Raw genomic sequence first — 16,366 nt, 5'->3', positions numbered from 1 at the left:
TTCAGCAGTCGCAGCCTGGCGTCTGGCCTCGGGCCTGACGGATGACGTGATGGTCGATCCATTCGGCCACAAGCCGTCTGGCCTCTTTCACGGAGGATTCGGGATGATGGATGCGGTACAGCGTCGTGCAGGCGGCAAAGGCCTGCATGTCCGGCTGGCCGACTTCACGCAGTTCCTGATAGGCCGTCACAACAGCGCGTTCGCATTTCCGGCCGATCCGACTGGTCTCTATGCTCACTTCTGTTCCTGCCGTAAATGAGAATGAATATCGATATCTCTCCCTAGAACTCCATGGCTTCCCATGCAAGCACGAAGATCGACGGGACCGAAGACACTGACAGGTCCGATTAAAGTTCATCCGTTCCGAAACCGGGCCATATTGCCCCTACCCTTCCCGGCAACAGCCCGGTAAACCACGAGAAAACGACGTCAGCGGAGACAAGCATGACCCAGTTCGCCGAAAGCCCGATGGCGGGCCGCACCCAGTGGGACCGTGACGCGGCCCTCACCACGGCCCGTATCCTGCTTGAGATCAAGGCCATCAACTTCCGCCCGGAAGAGCCCTATACCCTGACGTCCGGCTGGAAGTCCCCGGTCTATATCGACTGCCGCAAAATCATTTTCTTCCCGCGCGCCCGCACCAAGATCATGGAACTGGCCGTCGAGAAGATCGGCCGTCATATCGGCTATGAAAGCATCGACGCTGTCGTCGGTGGCGAAACCGCCGGTATCCCGTTCGCCGCCTGGATCGCGGACCGGATGATGACGCCGATGGCCTATGTGCGCAAAAAGCCGAAGGGTTTCGGCCGCAACGCGCAGATCGAAGGTGATGTGCCCGAAGGCATGCGCACCCTGCTGGTCGAGGATCTGACGACGGACGGCGCGTCCAAGATCCGATTCGCCAATGCCCTGCGCGATGCCGGCGCCATCGTGAACCACACCTTCGTTGTGTTCTTCTATGGCGTGTTCCCGGGCGCCCATAAGACGCTGGCGGACATGGACATCTCGCTCCATTCGCTCTGCACCTGGTGGGACGTTCTGGAAGCCTGTGCCGGCGGTGACTACTTCTCCGAAAAGGACAGCGCCGAAGTCCGCCGCTTCCTGGAAGACCCCTGCGGCTGGTCCAAGAAGCATGGCGGCGTGAGCAGCGCGGAAGAGGCGCTGGCTCTCAAGGCCAAAGCCGAAGCCTGATGGACACTGGCGCATCCGTGCCAGTCGGCCGGAGTCTGGTTTTTGACTCCGGCATTGGCGGGATGGGGGTCGTGCAGGCCCTGCGCGATCTCCTCCCCGCCCTGCATATCGATTATCTCGCCGATACGGCCCTGTTTCCCTATGGCGAACAGCCTGACGATCTGCTGACTTCCCGGATCGTCAGCCTTCTGTGTGCCGCCTGCGAGCGTCTTCAGCCCGACGTTCTGGTTATTGCCTGCAACACCGCCAGCACAATTGCCCTTCCTGCCCTTCGGGAACGGCTGAAGATTCCGGTAGTCGGATGCGTGCCCCCGATCCGCTGGGCCGGGCGCGTTTCGACAAGCCGGGTCATCGGCCTGCTTTCAACATCCGCGACCGCACGACGCCCCTACATCCTCCAGCTTCACCGGGACTTCGCATCAGACTGCCGCCTGATCACGCATGGCGCCCGCAGGCTGGCCGATCTGGCAGAGCGTGCCTTTCTGGGCGAAACCATTGCGGATGCGGACGTGCAGCACGAACTGCACTGTCTTTTCAGCCAGCCTCATGGCGATGAGATCGACACGGTCGGACTGGGCTGCACCCATTACACATTTCTGATGGACGCCTTCGAGCGCCTTTCACCGGATGGCGTCACCTGGCTGGACCCAGCTCCCGCCGTTGCGCGTCAGGTCAGAACAGTCTTGCAGACTGCCGAACGCCTGTCTGAAATCTTACAGGCAGGCAGGCTTCTTATGACTCGCGCGCCCCAGGAAGCGGTAAGGCTGGAGACAGCCGCAAAGCGGCTCGGGTTCAACGAATGGGAACTGTTCACAGCTCCTGCCCTGCAGACAGTAGGAGCCTGAAAAAACGCCCTGTCGGTTTAAAGACAGGGCGTCTCGTGCATCTCAGCGTGCGCGGTCGACGGTGTACTGAACCGTCTCGATCATCAGGCGACGCAGTTCGCTTTCCGGGAAAATGGACAGCGCATCCACGGCCTCGGCTGCATAGGCCTGGGCGCGGGCAATAGTCGTGGCAATCGCACCCGTCTTCTCGATCAGATCCAGAGCATGCGGCAGGTCCGCTTCCGTCTGCTCGCCCTTCTCGATCACACGCTCCCAGAAGGCCCGGTCTTCCGCAGATCCGGCTTCATAGGCGGCCAGAACCGGCAGGGTGATCTTGCCTTCACGCATGTCGTCGCCAACCGTCTTGCCAAGGATCTGCTGGTCAGCTGCATAATCCAGAGCATCATCGACCAGCTGGAATGCCATGCCCAGATTGGTCCCGAAACGGTCCAGCGCCAGCTCTTCCGCTTCCGGACGATCCGCGACCACTGCACCGACACGGCAGGCCGCCGCGAACAGGGCGGCCGTCTTGCCGTGAATGACTTCGAGATAGCGATCGACCGGCGTGGACAGGTCGTTCTGCGTCACCATCTGAAGGACTTCGCCTTCGGCAATGGTCGCCGAAGCATCGGACAGGATCGCCATAACCTTGAGCGAGCCATCTGCCGTCATCAGCTGGAAAGACCGTGCAAACAGGAAGTCGCCCACCAGGACGGAGGCCTTGTTGCCGAAGACGGCATTGGCCGAGGCCAGACCTCGACGCAGGTTGCTCTCATCGACCACATCATCGTGAAGCAGCGTCGCCGTATGGATGAACTCCACGCAGGCCGCCAGACCAACATGACGCTGGTTTTCAGGAGTCGACTGGTAGCCGCACAGACGGGAGGAGGCGAGTGTCAGCAGGGGTCGCAAACGCTTGCCGCCAGCCGCGACAAGATGGGCGCCAAGCTGCGGAATGAGCGGGACCGGGCTCTCCATCCGCGCGATGATCGCACGGTTGCAGGCCTGCATGTCCTGTTCCAGGTAGGCGGACAGAGCGGAAAGGGCGCTCTCGCCCCCTGCATCCCTGACCACAGCTTTGTCAACGGTCGCAGAAACGTCCGGTGCGGCAGAATCCAAGGGTCATTACTCCAGTTCCCGCAACGGACCCGGAGACTGGCCCAGGACCGCACGGGCACGATATGATGTGGCGTGGCCCGCCTCTTTCTTTCCTGTCGCGGGAAGAACGAACGGGCCATGTAACGCCGGACGACAGGTTGGAAAGACCATATGAGCGGCAGCAGGAAGACGGTCAACCCATTGCAGCCCCCGAAGCCCCTTCCCGATGGCTCATTTGCCACGCTTTGCCCCGCACGGGAGGAAGGCTCCCTACTGGGGGGACGGGTCCGCTATGACCAGTTCAGCAGGGGCTACCGGACCGGGCTTGAGCCGGTCCTGATGGCTGCTTCCATTCCAGCGAGACCGGGCGAAACGGTTCTGGAAGCCGGCTGTGGCGCCGGTGCCGCACTCCTGTGTCTTTCGGCCCGCATTCCAGGTGTGCATGGAGTCGGACTGGAAGCCGATCCAGAAACCATCAAGCTGGCTGAATGGAACATCCGGAACAATTTCGGTCCGACTGGCCTCCCCGAGCTCCAGATCCTTCAGGCCCACCTGCCCGACATTCCCAGAACCCTGCGCGCGCTCACACCAACCGCAAACGGCCGTTTTCATCATGTCATGGCCAACCCACCCTGGCACAGCCCACACGGAACGCCCTCGCCCGATACCAGACGCCGACTTGCCCTGAGTGCAGAGACAACCGCGCCGGAGGAGTGGATCCGAGCCCTGACGAAATGGGTGCTACCGGGAGGGACACTGACATTCGTGCTGTCCGCTGCGGTTGCAGACCGGGCATGCCAGACATTGTTGGAAAACGGCTGTGGTTCGATCCAGTTCTACCCCTTCTGGGCCCGTCAGGGACGTGAAGCGAAGTTGGTTCTGGTCCGCGCGGTGCATGGAGGCCGCGGGATTTTCCGGCTGCGTGCCGGGCTGGTCCTGCATGAGGCAGGCGGCCGCTTCACTGTTGCGGCCGAACGTGTCCTGCGGGACGGAGAAGCCCTGCCCGAAGGCTAAGGCTTCTCCACACGATGGATCTTAGCTGAAGATGTTGCCTTCGAACGCTTCTTCCCAGGTCCCGGACGTGGACGCGCGGGAGTATTCGGTCGAACGGTTCTCGAAGAAGTTAGCGTGCTCGACGGCATTCAGCATGTCGTCGATCCACGGCAGCGGATTGCTTTCCTGCCCATAGACCGGGTCCAGACCCAGCTGCGTCAGGCGACGGTCAGCAATAAAGCGGATGTAACGCTTCACGTCCTCGGAGGACATGCCCTCGACCGGACCCATCTCGAAGCACAGATCAATGAACGCATCTTCATGCTCGACCGTAGTCCGGCAGATCTGCGTCAGTTCCTCGCGGAAATCCGGCGTCCAGATTTCGCTGTTTTCGCGGACGAAGGTGCGGAACAGGCGGATCATGGACAGGCAGTGCAGCGTCTCGTCACGCACCGACCAGGACACGATCTGCCCCATGCCCTTGAGCTTGTTGAAGCGCGGGAAGTTCAGCAGGATCGCGAAGGACGCGAACAGCTGAAGTCCTTCCATGAACGCCCCGAAGGCCGCCATGGTCTTGGCGATTTCACGCTTGTTGTCGATGTTGAACGACTGCATGAAATCGTATTTGTCCTTCATCTCCTTGTATTTCAGGAAGGCCGAATACTCGGTCTCGGGCATCCCGATCGTATCAAGAAGATGGGAATACGCAGCGATGTGGATCGTCTCGATGTTTGAGAACGCGGACAGCATCATCAGCACTTCAGTCGGTTTAAAGACCTGGCTGTAATACTTCATGTACGCGGAGTTTACTTCCACGTCCGACTGCGTAAAGAAGCGGAAGATCTGCGTCACGAGATGACGTTCGGCTTCCGTCAGCGTGCGGTGCCAGTCCTTCACATCATCGGCCAGCGGCACTTCTTCCGGCAGCCAATGGACGCGCTGCTGGGTCAGCCAGGCGTCATAGGCCCAGGGGTAGCGGAAGGGCTTGTAGACCGGGTTGGCGGTCATCAGGTCGAAATGCTGCTCGGCCTGGGTTCCGGCATTCTGAGAACCGGTGGTCGGGGTCGTGTCGCTCATGATCGCGTCCTTTCACATCCCGCCATTACTGGCAGGACAGGCACTCTTCGTAATCGCCGCTGCTCATCTCGCCGCGCGGGGCAGCCTGAGCCGTGGCTTCGTATTTTTCGTCTTCCAGAATGTCGCTCTTCACCGCGAGGTTGGACACGGCATCCGCGCGCTGCACGGACAGGGAGCGGCAGTAGTACAGGGACTTCAGGCCCTTCTTCCACGCCTGGAAATGGATCTGGTGCAGGTCGCGCTTGTGAACGTCGGCCGGCAGGAACAGGTTCACCGACTGCGCCTGACAGATGAACGGTGCACGGTCGGCAGCATGTTCGACGACCCAGCGCTGGTCGAGTTCGAACGCCGTTTTGAACACGTCCTTCTCGTCCTGCGTCAGGAAGTCGAGGTTCTGCACGGAGCCCTTGTTCAGCGTGATGGCCGACCAGACTTCGTCCGTGTCATAACCGCGCTCTTCCAGAATTTTCTTCAGGTGGCGGTTACGCACCGAGAACGAGCCCGAGAGCGTTTTCTGCAGGAACACATTCGCGCTGATCGGCTCGATCCCAGGGCTCGCATTGCCCGTGATGATGGAAATCGAGGCCGTCGGGGCAATGGCGAGCTTATGCGAGAAACGCTCCATAAAGCCGTATTCGGCAGCATCGGGGCATGGACCGCGCACTTCCGCCAGATGCTTCGACGCAGCATCGGCCTGCTTGCGGATGTGCTCGAAAATCTTCCGGTTCCAGACCTTCGCCATCACGGACTCGAACGGGATCATCCGGGCCTGAAGGAAGGAGTGGAATCCCATCACGCCCAGACCGACCGAACGCTCACGCGCGGCGGCATACTTCGCCCGCGCCATATCGTCCGGTGCGCGATCGATGAAGTCCTGCAGCACGTTATCGAGGAACAGCATCACGTCTTCGATGAACTGCGGATCATCCTTCCACTCGTCCCAGGTCTCAAGATTGAGCGAGGACAGGCAGCAGACAGCCGTACGGTTCTTGCCGTGATGGTCGATGCCGGTTGGCAGCGTGATTTCGGCGCAGAGATTGGAGGTCTTCACTTCCAGCCCGGCCAGCTTGTGATGCTCCGGACGGGCGCGGTTCACATGGTCGGAATAGATGATGTAGGGCTCGCCCTGCTCCATCCGTGCCGTCAGGATACGGATCCACAGCGCACGGGCCGACACCTTGCGGATCGTGCTGTGATCCTTCGGTGACAGAAGCGCCCATTCCTCGTCCGCTTCAACCGCACGCATGAACGCATCCGTCACGAGCACGCCGTGATGCAAATTCAGGGCCTTGCGGTTGGGATCACCACCGGTCGGGCGGCGCATCTCAACGAATTCTTCCACTTCCGGATGCCAGACCGGCAGATACACCGCAGCCGAGCCGCGACGGAGCGAACCCTGCGAAATGGCCAGCGTCAGGCTGTCCATGACGCGGATGAACGGAATGACGCCGGACGTCTTGCCGTTGCGGCCGATATTCTCGCCGATGGAACGCAGATTGCCCCAGTAGGAGCCAATGCCGCCACCCTTGGACGCCAGCCAGACATTTTCGTTCCACAACCCCACGATTCCCGAGAGGCTGTCCTCAGCCTCGTTCAGGAAGCAGGAAATCGGCAGGCCGCGCTCGGTGCCGCCATTGGACAGAACAGGCGTAGCCGGCATAAACCAGTGGCGGGAAATGTAGTCATAGATCCGCTGCGCATGGCCCGCATCCGCGCCGTAATAGGAGGCCACACGCGCAAAAAGCGCCTGATAGTCCTCGCCCGGCAACAGGTAGCGGTTGTTCAGAGTCGCCTTGCCGAAATCCGTCAGCAGGGAGTCGCGCGAACGGTCCACCCGCACGGCATGATGGCCAGGAAGCTGCACGACATCGTCAAACATGTCTGCGGAATCGGCATCACCCGGAAGCGGCGCTTCACCGATGGGATGGTCAAGCGGCGGACGCACGTCATGGGCGCGATCAGTCTTTTCGGACACGTCCATCGTCACGTCATGAAGGGTCATCGCTCTCTCCGCCGGGCATCTATTTTTGAATTCTTGAGCACTCATTTCCATCACTCCGAACCCGACCGCAAGCACGAAGTTCGCTTGCAAAATCGGAAGAGGTGTGAATTTGGCCTCGCCTATATCTAGGGAAGGATTTCGTGAATGCCCCTAGATATAGTGCCGATCGCAGAAAACCGCCCCTATCAGACTGTTATCCCAAGAGTTTTCCCAAGGCACTTTTCCACTGTGTGATGGCAGTCACAGGATCGGGAAATTTCGTGAACACCGACGCGGGCAACGATCCATGACATGTCACGTTTGAACAGGCGAGCCCACAACATGGAAGAGCCCATCATGACCATCAAGAAGACAGCCTCAGCCCACTGGAGCGGCGGCCTCAAGGACGGCAAAGGCACGATTTCCACGCAGAGCGGCGCCCTGCAGAACCAGCCCTATGGCTTCAACACCCGTTTTGAAGACAAGCCCGGCACAAACCCCGAGGAGTTGCTCGGCGCGGCCCATGCCGGTTGTTTCACCATGGCGCTGTCCATGATGCTCGAACAGGCCGGCTTCAAGGCAGAATCCCTGGAGACGAAAGCCACGGTGTCTCTGGACAAGTCCGGTGAAGGTTTTGCCATCACGGAGTCTCACCTGACGCTGCGTGGCAAGGTTCCCGGCGCATCGGAAACGCAGTTCCTGGATATTGCCAACAAGGCCAAGGAAGGCTGCCCGCTGTCACAGGTCATCGACGCCAAGATCACGCTGGACGCCACCTTCGAAGGCTGAGGCGCCCGATACCGAAAGGCTGGGGCCTAACGCCCCCAGCCACACTGCGCATGATCGCGCAGCAGGTGATCGGCCAGCACACAGGCCATCATCGCTTCAGCGACCGGCACGGCCCGAATACCGATGCAGGGATCGTGCCGACCCTTCGTCATCACCTCGACGGACTCTCCGTCGCGCGTGATGCTCGGAACAGGCGTAAGGATCGAGCTGGTCGGCTTGATCGCAAAACGCGCCATGATAGGCTGTCCCGTTGAAATACCGCCCAGAATGCCGCCGGCATGGTTTGAGGCGAACTGTGGCCCCGGTGCAATCGGATCAGCATTCTGCTCACCGCGCAGAGCGGCTACAGCAAAACCGTCCCCAATCTCGACGCCCTTCACACCATTGATGCCCATCATGGCGCTCGCCAGATCAGCATCAAGCTTGCCGTAAACCGGCGCGCCGAGTCCGGCAGGCAGACCTTCCGCCACGACTTCGACAGTCGCCCCGATCGATGATCCATCCTTGCGAATAGAGTCGAGCAACGCTTCCCATGGCCCCACGGATTCCGCATCCGGACACCACAGCGGATTGCGCTCGACCTCGTCCCAGTCCCAGCGGGACGGATCGATGGTCTGGCCACCGATTCCCGTCAGGGCGGCACGGATTTTCACGCCCTCACCCACCAGCATTCTGAGCAGCACACGCGCCACGGCACCCGCTGCAACCCGCATGGCTGTCTCGCGCGCCGAGGAGCGTCCGCCCCCGCGATAGTCGCGGATGCCGTATTTCATGTCGTAGGCGATGTCGGCATGACCGGGGCGATAGCGGGTTGCGATATCGCCGTAATCCTTCGACCGCTGATCGGTATTCTCGATCATAAGCGAAATGGGCGTTCCGGTCGTCTGCCCTTCAAAAACGCCTGAGAGGATCCGGACCTGATCCGGCTCCCGGCGCTGCGTGGTAAAGCGGGACTGCCCCGGCCGACGACGGTCGAGCCAGGGCTGGATGTCCTCTTCGGACAGCTTCAGGCGGGGTGGGCAGCCATCGATGACGCAGCCAATGGCCGGTCCATGACTTTCACCCCAGGTCGTGACGCGAAAGAGCTTCCCGAAGCTGTTGTCCGACATGTCAGTTCCCGGAACCGACCGCTGCGATGTCCGGAGCGTCCGGGTTCTTCATGCCGACCGTGTGGTAGCCGCAATCCACGTGATGGATTTCGCCCGTCACACCGCTGGACAGGTCGGAAAGCAGGTACATGCCCGAACCGCCAACGTCCTTGAGGGTGACGTTACGCTCCATCGGCGCATTGAGCTGGTTCCAGCGCAGGATGTAGCGGAAATCGCTGATCCCGTTGGCGGCCAGCGTCATGATCGGGCCAGCCGAGATGCCGTTCACACGGATATCGTCACGGCCCAGATCGGCAGCCATGTAGCGCACGGAAGCTTCCAGAGCAGCCTTGGCCACACCCATTACATTATAATGTGGCATGACGCGCTCGGCACCGAGATAGGTCATGCTCAGGAACGAGCCGCCCGGATTCATCATTGCGGATGCACGGCGCGCGACAGCCACAAAAGAATAGCAGGAGATGTCCATGGCCTGCAGGAAGGCATCACGCGGCGTATCGATGTAGCGGCCGCGGAGATACTGCTTGTCGGCGAAAGCGATGGCGTGAAGTACGAAGTCGATCTTGCCCCAGCTCTTCTCGATCTCGTCGAACGTCGCGTTGATGGCGTCGTCATTGCTCACATCGCAGGGCAGGACCAGCGAGGAGCCCACGCTCTCGGCCAGCGGACGAACGCGCTTGCCCAGCGCCTCACCCTGATAGGTGAAAGCAAGTTCCGCACCCTGTGCCGCACAGGCGCTAGCAATGGCCCAGGCAATGGAGTGCTTGTTGGCAACACCCATGATCACACCGCGCTTGCCCTTCATGAGCGTGCCGGTCACTGGAGCCGGGATATTGTCTTCCGTTTCAGACATGGTGATTTCCTGAATCGCGTTGGCGTATTGAGGGCCGTGGTTGCACAAGCGCCCGTGACAGACAAGACTTTGCGACCATTACGCCGTTTTTTGCCTGCAAACTGGGCATTAAGGCATCACTGGGACCTGCGGAAAGCACTCGTCTTAACAGACCGTACTTATTTTTCGTGCACTGTCCCAGATCAAGGCATGACATGCAGAGCGCTCTTAAACTCTCCACATGGATGGACCCGACCGGACGCGCTATGACTGCGAGCATGGCGGCCCGGTCCTGCCGCGCCGATCTTGTTACCAAGGAGACTCCCATGTCCGACATTCCCCTGATTGACCTCAAGGCCGATCCTTTTGCCCTGTTCGCGGCCTGGATGTCGGATGCGGAAAAGTCCGAGCCGAATGATCCCAATGCGATGGCCGTCGCGACCGCCACGCCGGACGGACGCCCGTCCGTACGGATGCTGCTGCTCAAGGGCGCGGATGAGCGGGGCTTTGTCTTCTATACCAATCTCGAAAGCCGCAAGGGGCGCGAGCTTCTGGCCAATCCGCATGCCGCCCTGCTGTTCCACTGGAAGTCCCTGCGCCGCCAGATCCGGATCGAAGGACTGGTCGAGGCTGTCAGCGCGGAAGAAGCCGACGCCTATTTCGCAAGCCGCTCGCGCATGTCCCGTCTTGGCGCCATTGCCTCGGACCAGTCCCGCCCGCTGGATGATCGCAGCACGTTCGAGGAGCGCCTGAAGGCTGCGGACGAAAAATATGGCGATGGTCCGATCCCCCGCCCCGCCAACTGGTCCGGATTCCGCGTAGTCCCCGAGGCCATCGAATTCTGGCAGGACCGGCCCTATCGCCTGCATGACCGGGCTGTGTGGACACGTGATGGAAACGGATGGAACGTCACGCGACTTTATCCGTAAATACATCAGAACGACGTACAAAGATTTTTGGCCGGGGAGCCTTTACCCATGCTTATTGATATCAAGAATATCCTTCTCCCCCTGAACGGCTCCGGTGACCTCGAAGCCGTCATGTCAGTGGCGCTTGATTTCGCGCGCCGTTTCGAAGCCCATCTGTCGGCCGTCGTGGTCGGCTCGGACCCGTCCGAGGTCGCGACGCTTGCGGGTGAAGGCATTTCGGCCGGCATGGTCAATGAAATGATCGACACGGCCACGACCGAGGCCCAGCGCCGCGCGATCTCGATCCGCAAGGCTTTCGACAGTTTCATTCATGAACACGGCATCCGCCGCGTCGAGCCCTCCAAGATCGGCTCCTCCGCGGGCGATGGCGTCAGCGCCAGCCTCGATGTCCTCAACGGGACCGAGCATGATTCCCTGACATGGCGTTCGCGTCTGGCCGACATGACGCTGGTCCCGAACCTGGCCAAGGACGGCGATCCGCGTGCTTCCGAGACACTGCACGCCATTCTCTTTGACAGCGGACGCCCTCTGGTGATCGCGCCTCCCACACCGCCGAAGACGGTGGGCAAGCGGATTGCCATCGCCTGGAACGGCACACCGGAAGCCTCGCTGGCCCTGCGCTGCATCCTGCCCTGGGCTCACAAGGCCGAAGCCGTGCAGGTTCTGACCTGTCAGGATTACCAGCGTCGTGGTCCGGGTGCGGATGAGGTCGTGACCTATCTGCGGATGCACGGCATTTCCGCCACGACCCGCGAATTCGGGGCCATCAACCGTGACATCGGTGCGGGTCTGCTGAAAGCGGCTACGGAGTTCAATGCCGATATGCTGGGCATGGGCGCCTATTCCCACTCCCGCCTGCGCCAGATGATTCTGGGTGGCGTGACCCGTCACATTCTTGAAAAGGCTCAGCTGACCGTTCTCATGAGCCGCTGAAGATATTTTTCCCGCCTGCCCGTTTTCCTGAAGGATCCATCATGTCCCTGTCCCGCCTTGTCTGTGCGACCTGCCTGACCCTTGCCCTGGCAGGTCCAGCCCTGACACCCGCATGGGGCATGGACACGCCGCAGCCACCACAGGCAGGCAGCTTCACCCTTCAGGAACCGGCCGCACGCCTGAAGCTGCGCCTCATTCCGGGCAACACGCTTGCAGCCGGGTATCACAGCCCGTTTTACCAACGGAATACGGCGACAGGTGCGATTACCCTGCAGACGGACGGGCTCCAGCCCTCCATCCAGGGACAGACGGCCCCTGCAACGGTCCTGCGTGAAGGCACGGCCTGGTACTTCCAGCAGACCCCGGCCGATATGAGTGCCAGCCTGCATATCGACACCTGGCCCAGCGACCAGCGCGTCATAGTCGGGCGTATCCAGAGCCCGCATGGCCCCGTCGCCGAACTGGTTGCCGACAACCGTCATTCGCAGGTGACCGCCATCGTCCATGACGGCACCAGCACGCGCCGTATTACCGCCGGGACGATCTATCCGGACCGCCATATCAGCTACACGATTTCATCCCGCCCCAGTGGCACGCTGCAGATCATCGTCAACGGAACTCGCAGCGTGCTTCCCATGCCTGTCGCTGCAACAGCGCCGGTCATGTGGTTTGAGGCCGTGGCAGGCCAGACCGGATGGCACATGCCCTGTCATGGCGACATGGCCCGCGTGACCTTCACATCCCTTGATGTCCGTCATCCGGCGCCGTGATGGCCGCAGCGCCGGGTGAAAACATGCACAGCCTTTGCCGCCTGTAACGCCGCGTGCTACCCGACACGCCATGACACTGCTTCCGCGCCTCCTGCGCCTGTGGCTGGGGGCCTGCCTACGCTCCACGCGCTGGCAGGTCAGCGGCTCCCCCCGCGCCCTTGAGACCCTGACAACCGCGGATCAGGGCACGGTTGTCGCGTTCTGGCACCGCTCCCTGACACTGAGCCCGACCCTGTGGTTCTGGGCACGCACACTGGAACCCCGCCTGTCACTGCGGGTGCTGATCTCCCGCAATCCGGATGGCATGCTGATCGCCGATGTCGTGCGTCCGTGGGGCATCATCGGTATCCACGGCTCGTCCGGCAAAAAGGGCAAGAACAAGGGCGGCGCGGCAGTCCTCCGCACGGCTCTGAAAGAACTCGAAACGGGCTCGCTGGTCGCGATCACGCCCGACGGACCCCGTGGCCCTGCGGAAGAAGTGCAGCCCGGAGCCGTCGCGCTGTCACGGCTTGCACGCTGCGCGGTGGTTCCTGTCGGGCTGGCCAGCACGGGCCTGCCTCTGCCGTCATGGGACGGACTGATTTTCCCGCTCCCTTTCGGACGCGGTGCCCTGATCATGGGCGAACCCCTGTTCCAGCCTGACGCGACAGCTCTCCAGAGCGCATTGAATGATGTGTCCCGGCGGGCCGAGAGCGTTGTCCGGCACCGGCAGTCCAATCTCGCCGATCGCGCATGGCGTATCGCCGGCACCGTGCTGGCACCGGCCCTTACGGTCATGCTGCGGATCCGCCTGCATCGTGGCCGCGAACTCCCCGGACGTCTGCGCGAACGCATGGGGCTGGGCAATGGCCGCCGCCCGACGGGGCAGCTTCTCTGGATCCATGCCGCAAGCGTCGGCGAAACGCTCTGCGCCCTGCCGCTGGCCGATGCCCTTCTTGCCGCCAGACCGGACATGCGTCTTCTGTTCACGACTGCCACCGTCACCGGCAGTGAGATCGTGGCGCGGCATCCCCTGTACGGACAGCGGATCATTCACCGGTTCATCCCCCATGACGTTCCCCGCTGGCTCCGGCGCTTCCTGAACCTGTGGCAGCCGGAAGGTGCCATTTTCGTTGAAAGCGAACTCTGGCCCGGCATTATCGCCGCGTGCTCGCGCCGCGATATTCCGGTCATGCTCGTCAACGGCCGCCTGTCAGACCGCTCGGCCCGACGCTGGGGCCGCCTGCATGGCCCGGCGCAGCGCATGATGAAGCGCCTGACCTGGGTTGCGGCACGCGGACCGGAAGATGCGGCCCGTTTCCGCGCGCTTGGCGCCTCTCCGGTCTATGAGGACGGCGACCTGAAACAGGATGCACCGCCCCTTCCCTATGATGAAGCCGAATATGCGCGCCTGAAGACACTGATCGGCAACCGCCCGGTCTTCGTAGCCGCCTCCACCCATCCGGGTGAAGAAGAACTGGTGCTTCAGGCCGCTGAGAATGCCCGCAGGCTCCTGCCCGACCTGCTGACCATCATCGTCCCGCGCCACCCGGCCCGGGGCGCGGAACTGGCAGCCCGTTTCAGCTTCCCAAGACGCTCCATGGGTCAGGACCCGACCCCACACACGCCAGTCTGGATGGCGGATACGCTTGGCGAGCTTGGCCTGTTCTACCGGCTGGCCGATCGCTGTTTCCTTGGCAATTCCCTTGCCGGAAAAGGCGGCGGTCACAATCCGTTCGAGCCGCTGCGTCTGGGAGTTCCGACAGCCACGGGGCCAAAAATGGAGAACTGGCGGGAGGCAATAGCCGCTGTTTCTGATACACTCCAGATCGTGAACGATGTGGAGTGTCTGACACGATGGCTCGAATCCCCCCTCCCGCCCGTCAGGACAGAAGGGTTGCAGCGCTCCGTAGTGAGCGTTCTGCGGGATCGCATCCTGGACACGGTTGAACGATGAAACGTCGCCCGCCCCGTTTCTGGCTTCGTCCCGCCCCCGGCGTCGCAGCCCGCCTTCTGCGTCCCTTTTCGCTTATCGCCACGACACTCACCCGCCGCCGTCTCAGACAGCCCACCTTTCATGCCTCCGTCCCGGTCCTGTGCTGCGGCAACATCACCACTGGCGGAACAGGCAAGACCCCCCTCACCCTTGATCTTGTCCAGCGTCTTAAGGATCGCGGCTATCATCCCCATATCCTGAGCCGCGGCCATGGCGGCCGTGAGCGTGGCCCCATCGCGGTCAATCCCGGTCACAGCACGCCCCGCGATGTCGGCGACGAACCGCTTCTCCTTGCGCAGGCGGCTCCCACATGGATTGGTGCGGACCGCGCCGAAACCGCGCGGCTGGCCATCGCCCAGGGCGCCGACTGCCTGATCATGGATGACGGCTTCCAGAACCCGACGCTCCATAAGGATGTTTCTGTCCTTGTGGTGGACGGACCGTCCGGCTTCGGGAATGGTTGCGTCCTCCCCGCTGGCCCCCTGCGCGAACCGCTCGCCGATGCTCTTCCGCGCGCACAGGCCGCCGTCATCATCGGGGAGGACAGGCACAATCTTCTACCCACTTTCCCGACCAGCCTTCTGACCGCGCAGGCAAGGCTGGTTCCCGGGCCGGAAATCCGGAAACTTCAGGGCCGACGCATTGTTGCCTTCGCCGGGATCGGACGGCCGGAAAAATTCTTCGACATGCTGCGGGATGCCGGTGTCGCTCCCATCCGGGCACTGCCTTTCCCGGACCACCATTTCTATACGCCCCGTGACATCCAGCGCCTCGAGACCCTCAGCCGGGAATCGGGCACCACGCTGGTTACAACCGCAAAGGACGCCGTGAAACTGCCATTCCCGTTCCGGACACAGGTCAAAGTCATTGGCGTGGAACTGCTCTGGGCCGACCCGCAATCCCCCGAACGCCTGCTCGACCTGCTGTTTACTGCCTCGTGACATCTTTTCTGTACCGTGCCGAAACCCTGCTCGTCCGGAGCCTGCTGGCCGCGATCCGCGCCCTGCCTCCCGCAGCATCCTCCAATGTCGGAGGTTTCGTCGCCCGCACGATCGGCCCACTGCTGCCCGTCTCCAGAGTGGCCGACCGCAATTTGCAACTGGCCCTCCCCGAATATGATGCGCCAGCCCGCAGGCAGATCGTCCGCGACTGCTGGGAAAATCTGGGCCGCACCGTCGGAGAATTTCCACATATTGGCCGCCTGAAACAGGACACACCTTCCGGCGCAGGCTGGAGCGTTGAGGGTGCCGAACACCTTGAGGCTGCAAAAGCCTCAGGTCGGCCAGTCATCTTCTTTTCAGGCCATATCGGCAACTGGGAACTCATGCCGCCGGTCGTCGCCCGCTACGGCATGCCATTCGCCTCCTTCTATCGTGCGGCGAGCAATCCCGGCGTTGACAGGCTGATCCATCAGCTGCGTCAGGATGCCATGGGACAGGACGTCCCCATGTTTCCCAAAGGCGCAAAAGGCGCACGCTCGGCCCTGAAATACCTGTCCAAAGGCGGGCATCTGGGCGTGCTGGGCGACCAGAAAATGAATGACGGGATCGAGGCCCGGCTGTTCGGTCGCCCTGCCATGACGGCATCCGCCGCAGCCGTGTTTGCGCTGAGACATGACGCCCTGATCGTCACCGGCCATGTGCGCCGGGACGGTCCGGCCAGACTCGTGCTGGTCGTGGACCCGCCTTTCCTGCCCGAGAAGAGTGACGACCGCGCGAAAGACACCCACGCCCTGACGCAGCTGTTCAATAACCGCCTCGAATCATGGATCCGCGAAATCCCGGGCTCATGGCTGTGGCTGCACCGGCGCTGGGACAAATCACTGTACCGGAATATGACAACATAATGTTAAGCTATGCGTTTAG

The 16,366-nt window shown here is 61.9% G+C and carries 16 protein-coding genes; 10 read left to right on the top strand and 6 right to left on the bottom strand.

The features are described from left to right. Position 1: 1 nt before the first annotated feature. Positions 2-238, bottom strand: coding sequence for a hypothetical protein (locus HKD24_RS01575; RefSeq protein ID WP_062496812.1), 237 nt, complete (start codon positions 236-238; stop codon positions 2-4). A 206-nt stretch (positions 239-444) separates the two neighbouring features. Here HKD24_RS01575 and HKD24_RS01570 point away from each other — a divergent pair, with 206 nt between their 5' ends. Then, complete coding sequence (locus HKD24_RS01570) at positions 445-1,191, top strand: orotate phosphoribosyltransferase (protein WP_041112205.1); 747 nt, start codon at positions 445-447, stop codon at positions 1,189-1,191. Then, positions 1,191-2,036, top strand: a complete 846-nt coding sequence (murI, locus tag HKD24_RS01565; protein ID WP_194258690.1) for a glutamate racemase — start codon at positions 1,191-1,193, stop codon at positions 2,034-2,036. Before HKD24_RS01570 ends, murI begins: the two co-directional genes overlap by 1 nt. 42 nt (positions 2,037-2,078) lie before the next feature. Here murI and HKD24_RS01560 read toward each other — a convergent pair whose 3' ends face one another. Then, entirely contained in the window at positions 2,079-3,134 is a 1,056-nt protein-coding gene (locus tag HKD24_RS01560; RefSeq protein WP_194258689.1) for a polyprenyl synthetase family protein, read from the bottom strand. A gap of 150 nt (positions 3,135-3,284) precedes the next feature. On the opposite strand from HKD24_RS01560, the gene HKD24_RS01555 reads away from it, so the two are divergent. After that, on the top strand, positions 3,285-4,127 hold the full coding sequence (locus tag HKD24_RS01555; RefSeq protein WP_194258688.1) for a tRNA1(Val) (adenine(37)-N6)-methyltransferase: 843 nt from the start codon (positions 3,285-3,287) through the stop codon (positions 4,125-4,127). A gap of 21 nt (positions 4,128-4,148) precedes the next feature. Here HKD24_RS01555 and HKD24_RS01550 read toward each other — a convergent pair whose 3' ends face one another. Then, entirely contained in the window at positions 4,149-5,183 is a 1,035-nt protein-coding gene (locus HKD24_RS01550) for a ribonucleotide-diphosphate reductase subunit beta (protein ID WP_194258687.1), read from the bottom strand. A 25-nt stretch (positions 5,184-5,208) separates the two neighbouring features. After that, on the bottom strand, positions 5,209-7,062 hold the full coding sequence (locus HKD24_RS01545) for a ribonucleoside-diphosphate reductase subunit alpha (RefSeq protein ID WP_407646339.1): 1,854 nt from the start codon (positions 7,060-7,062) through the stop codon (positions 5,209-5,211). A gap of 459 nt (positions 7,063-7,521) precedes the next feature. Here HKD24_RS01545 and HKD24_RS01540 point away from each other — a divergent pair, with 459 nt between their 5' ends. Next, a complete protein-coding gene (locus HKD24_RS01540; RefSeq protein ID WP_194258685.1) occupies positions 7,522-7,953 on the top strand; it encodes an OsmC family protein in 432 nt (143 codons plus the stop codon). Positions 7,954-7,979: 26 nt separating this feature from the next. Here HKD24_RS01540 and aroC read toward each other — a convergent pair whose 3' ends face one another. Further along, positions 7,980-9,062 carry a chorismate synthase gene (aroC, locus tag HKD24_RS01535; protein WP_194258684.1) on the bottom strand — a complete coding sequence of 361 codons (1,083 nt, stop codon included), beginning with the start codon at positions 9,060-9,062 and terminating at the stop codon, positions 7,980-7,982. 1 nt (position 9,063) lies between these two features. Then, complete coding sequence (gene fabI, locus HKD24_RS01530) at positions 9,064-9,915, bottom strand: enoyl-ACP reductase FabI (protein WP_011253503.1); 852 nt, start codon at positions 9,913-9,915, stop codon at positions 9,064-9,066. Positions 9,916-10,220: 305 nt separating this feature from the next. Here fabI and pdxH point away from each other — a divergent pair, with 305 nt between their 5' ends. From pdxH to HKD24_RS01500, 6 genes are all read left to right on the top strand, one after another. Further along, positions 10,221-10,823, top strand: a complete 603-nt coding sequence (pdxH, locus tag HKD24_RS01525; protein WP_194258683.1) for a pyridoxamine 5'-phosphate oxidase — start codon at positions 10,221-10,223, stop codon at positions 10,821-10,823. A gap of 48 nt (positions 10,824-10,871) precedes the next feature. Then, positions 10,872-11,756: a universal stress protein gene (locus HKD24_RS01520; RefSeq protein WP_194258682.1), complete on the top strand. Its 885-nt coding sequence runs from the start codon at positions 10,872-10,874 to the stop codon at positions 11,754-11,756. Positions 11,757-11,797: 41 nt separating this feature from the next. Then, a complete protein-coding gene (locus HKD24_RS01515; RefSeq protein WP_194258681.1) occupies positions 11,798-12,526 on the top strand; it encodes a polysaccharide lyase family 7 protein in 729 nt (242 codons plus the stop codon). A gap of 70 nt (positions 12,527-12,596) precedes the next feature. Beyond that, positions 12,597-14,462, top strand: coding sequence for a glycosyltransferase N-terminal domain-containing protein (locus HKD24_RS01510; RefSeq protein ID WP_194258680.1), 1,866 nt, complete (start codon positions 12,597-12,599; stop codon positions 14,460-14,462). Further along, positions 14,459-15,442 carry a tetraacyldisaccharide 4'-kinase gene (lpxK, locus tag HKD24_RS01505; RefSeq protein WP_194258679.1) on the top strand — a complete coding sequence of 328 codons (984 nt, stop codon included), beginning with the start codon at positions 14,459-14,461 and terminating at the stop codon, positions 15,440-15,442. Before HKD24_RS01510 ends, lpxK begins: the two co-directional genes overlap by 4 nt. Continuing rightward, the gene (locus HKD24_RS01500) at positions 15,439-16,347 is read left to right on the top strand and encodes a lysophospholipid acyltransferase family protein (RefSeq protein WP_194258678.1); all 909 of its coding nucleotides are present in this window, start codon (positions 15,439-15,441) and stop codon (positions 16,345-16,347) included. The genes lpxK and HKD24_RS01500 overlap by 4 nt, the downstream gene beginning before the upstream one ends. The last annotated feature ends 19 nt before the right edge of the window (positions 16,348-16,366 follow it).

The sequence above is a fragment of the Gluconobacter vitians genome (assembly GCF_015244565.1).
Classification (GTDB): domain Bacteria; phylum Pseudomonadota; class Alphaproteobacteria; order Acetobacterales; family Acetobacteraceae; genus Gluconobacter; species Gluconobacter vitians.
Note: the sequence above shows the minus strand (reverse complement) of the source record. Positions and strands in the feature narration are given on the sequence as shown.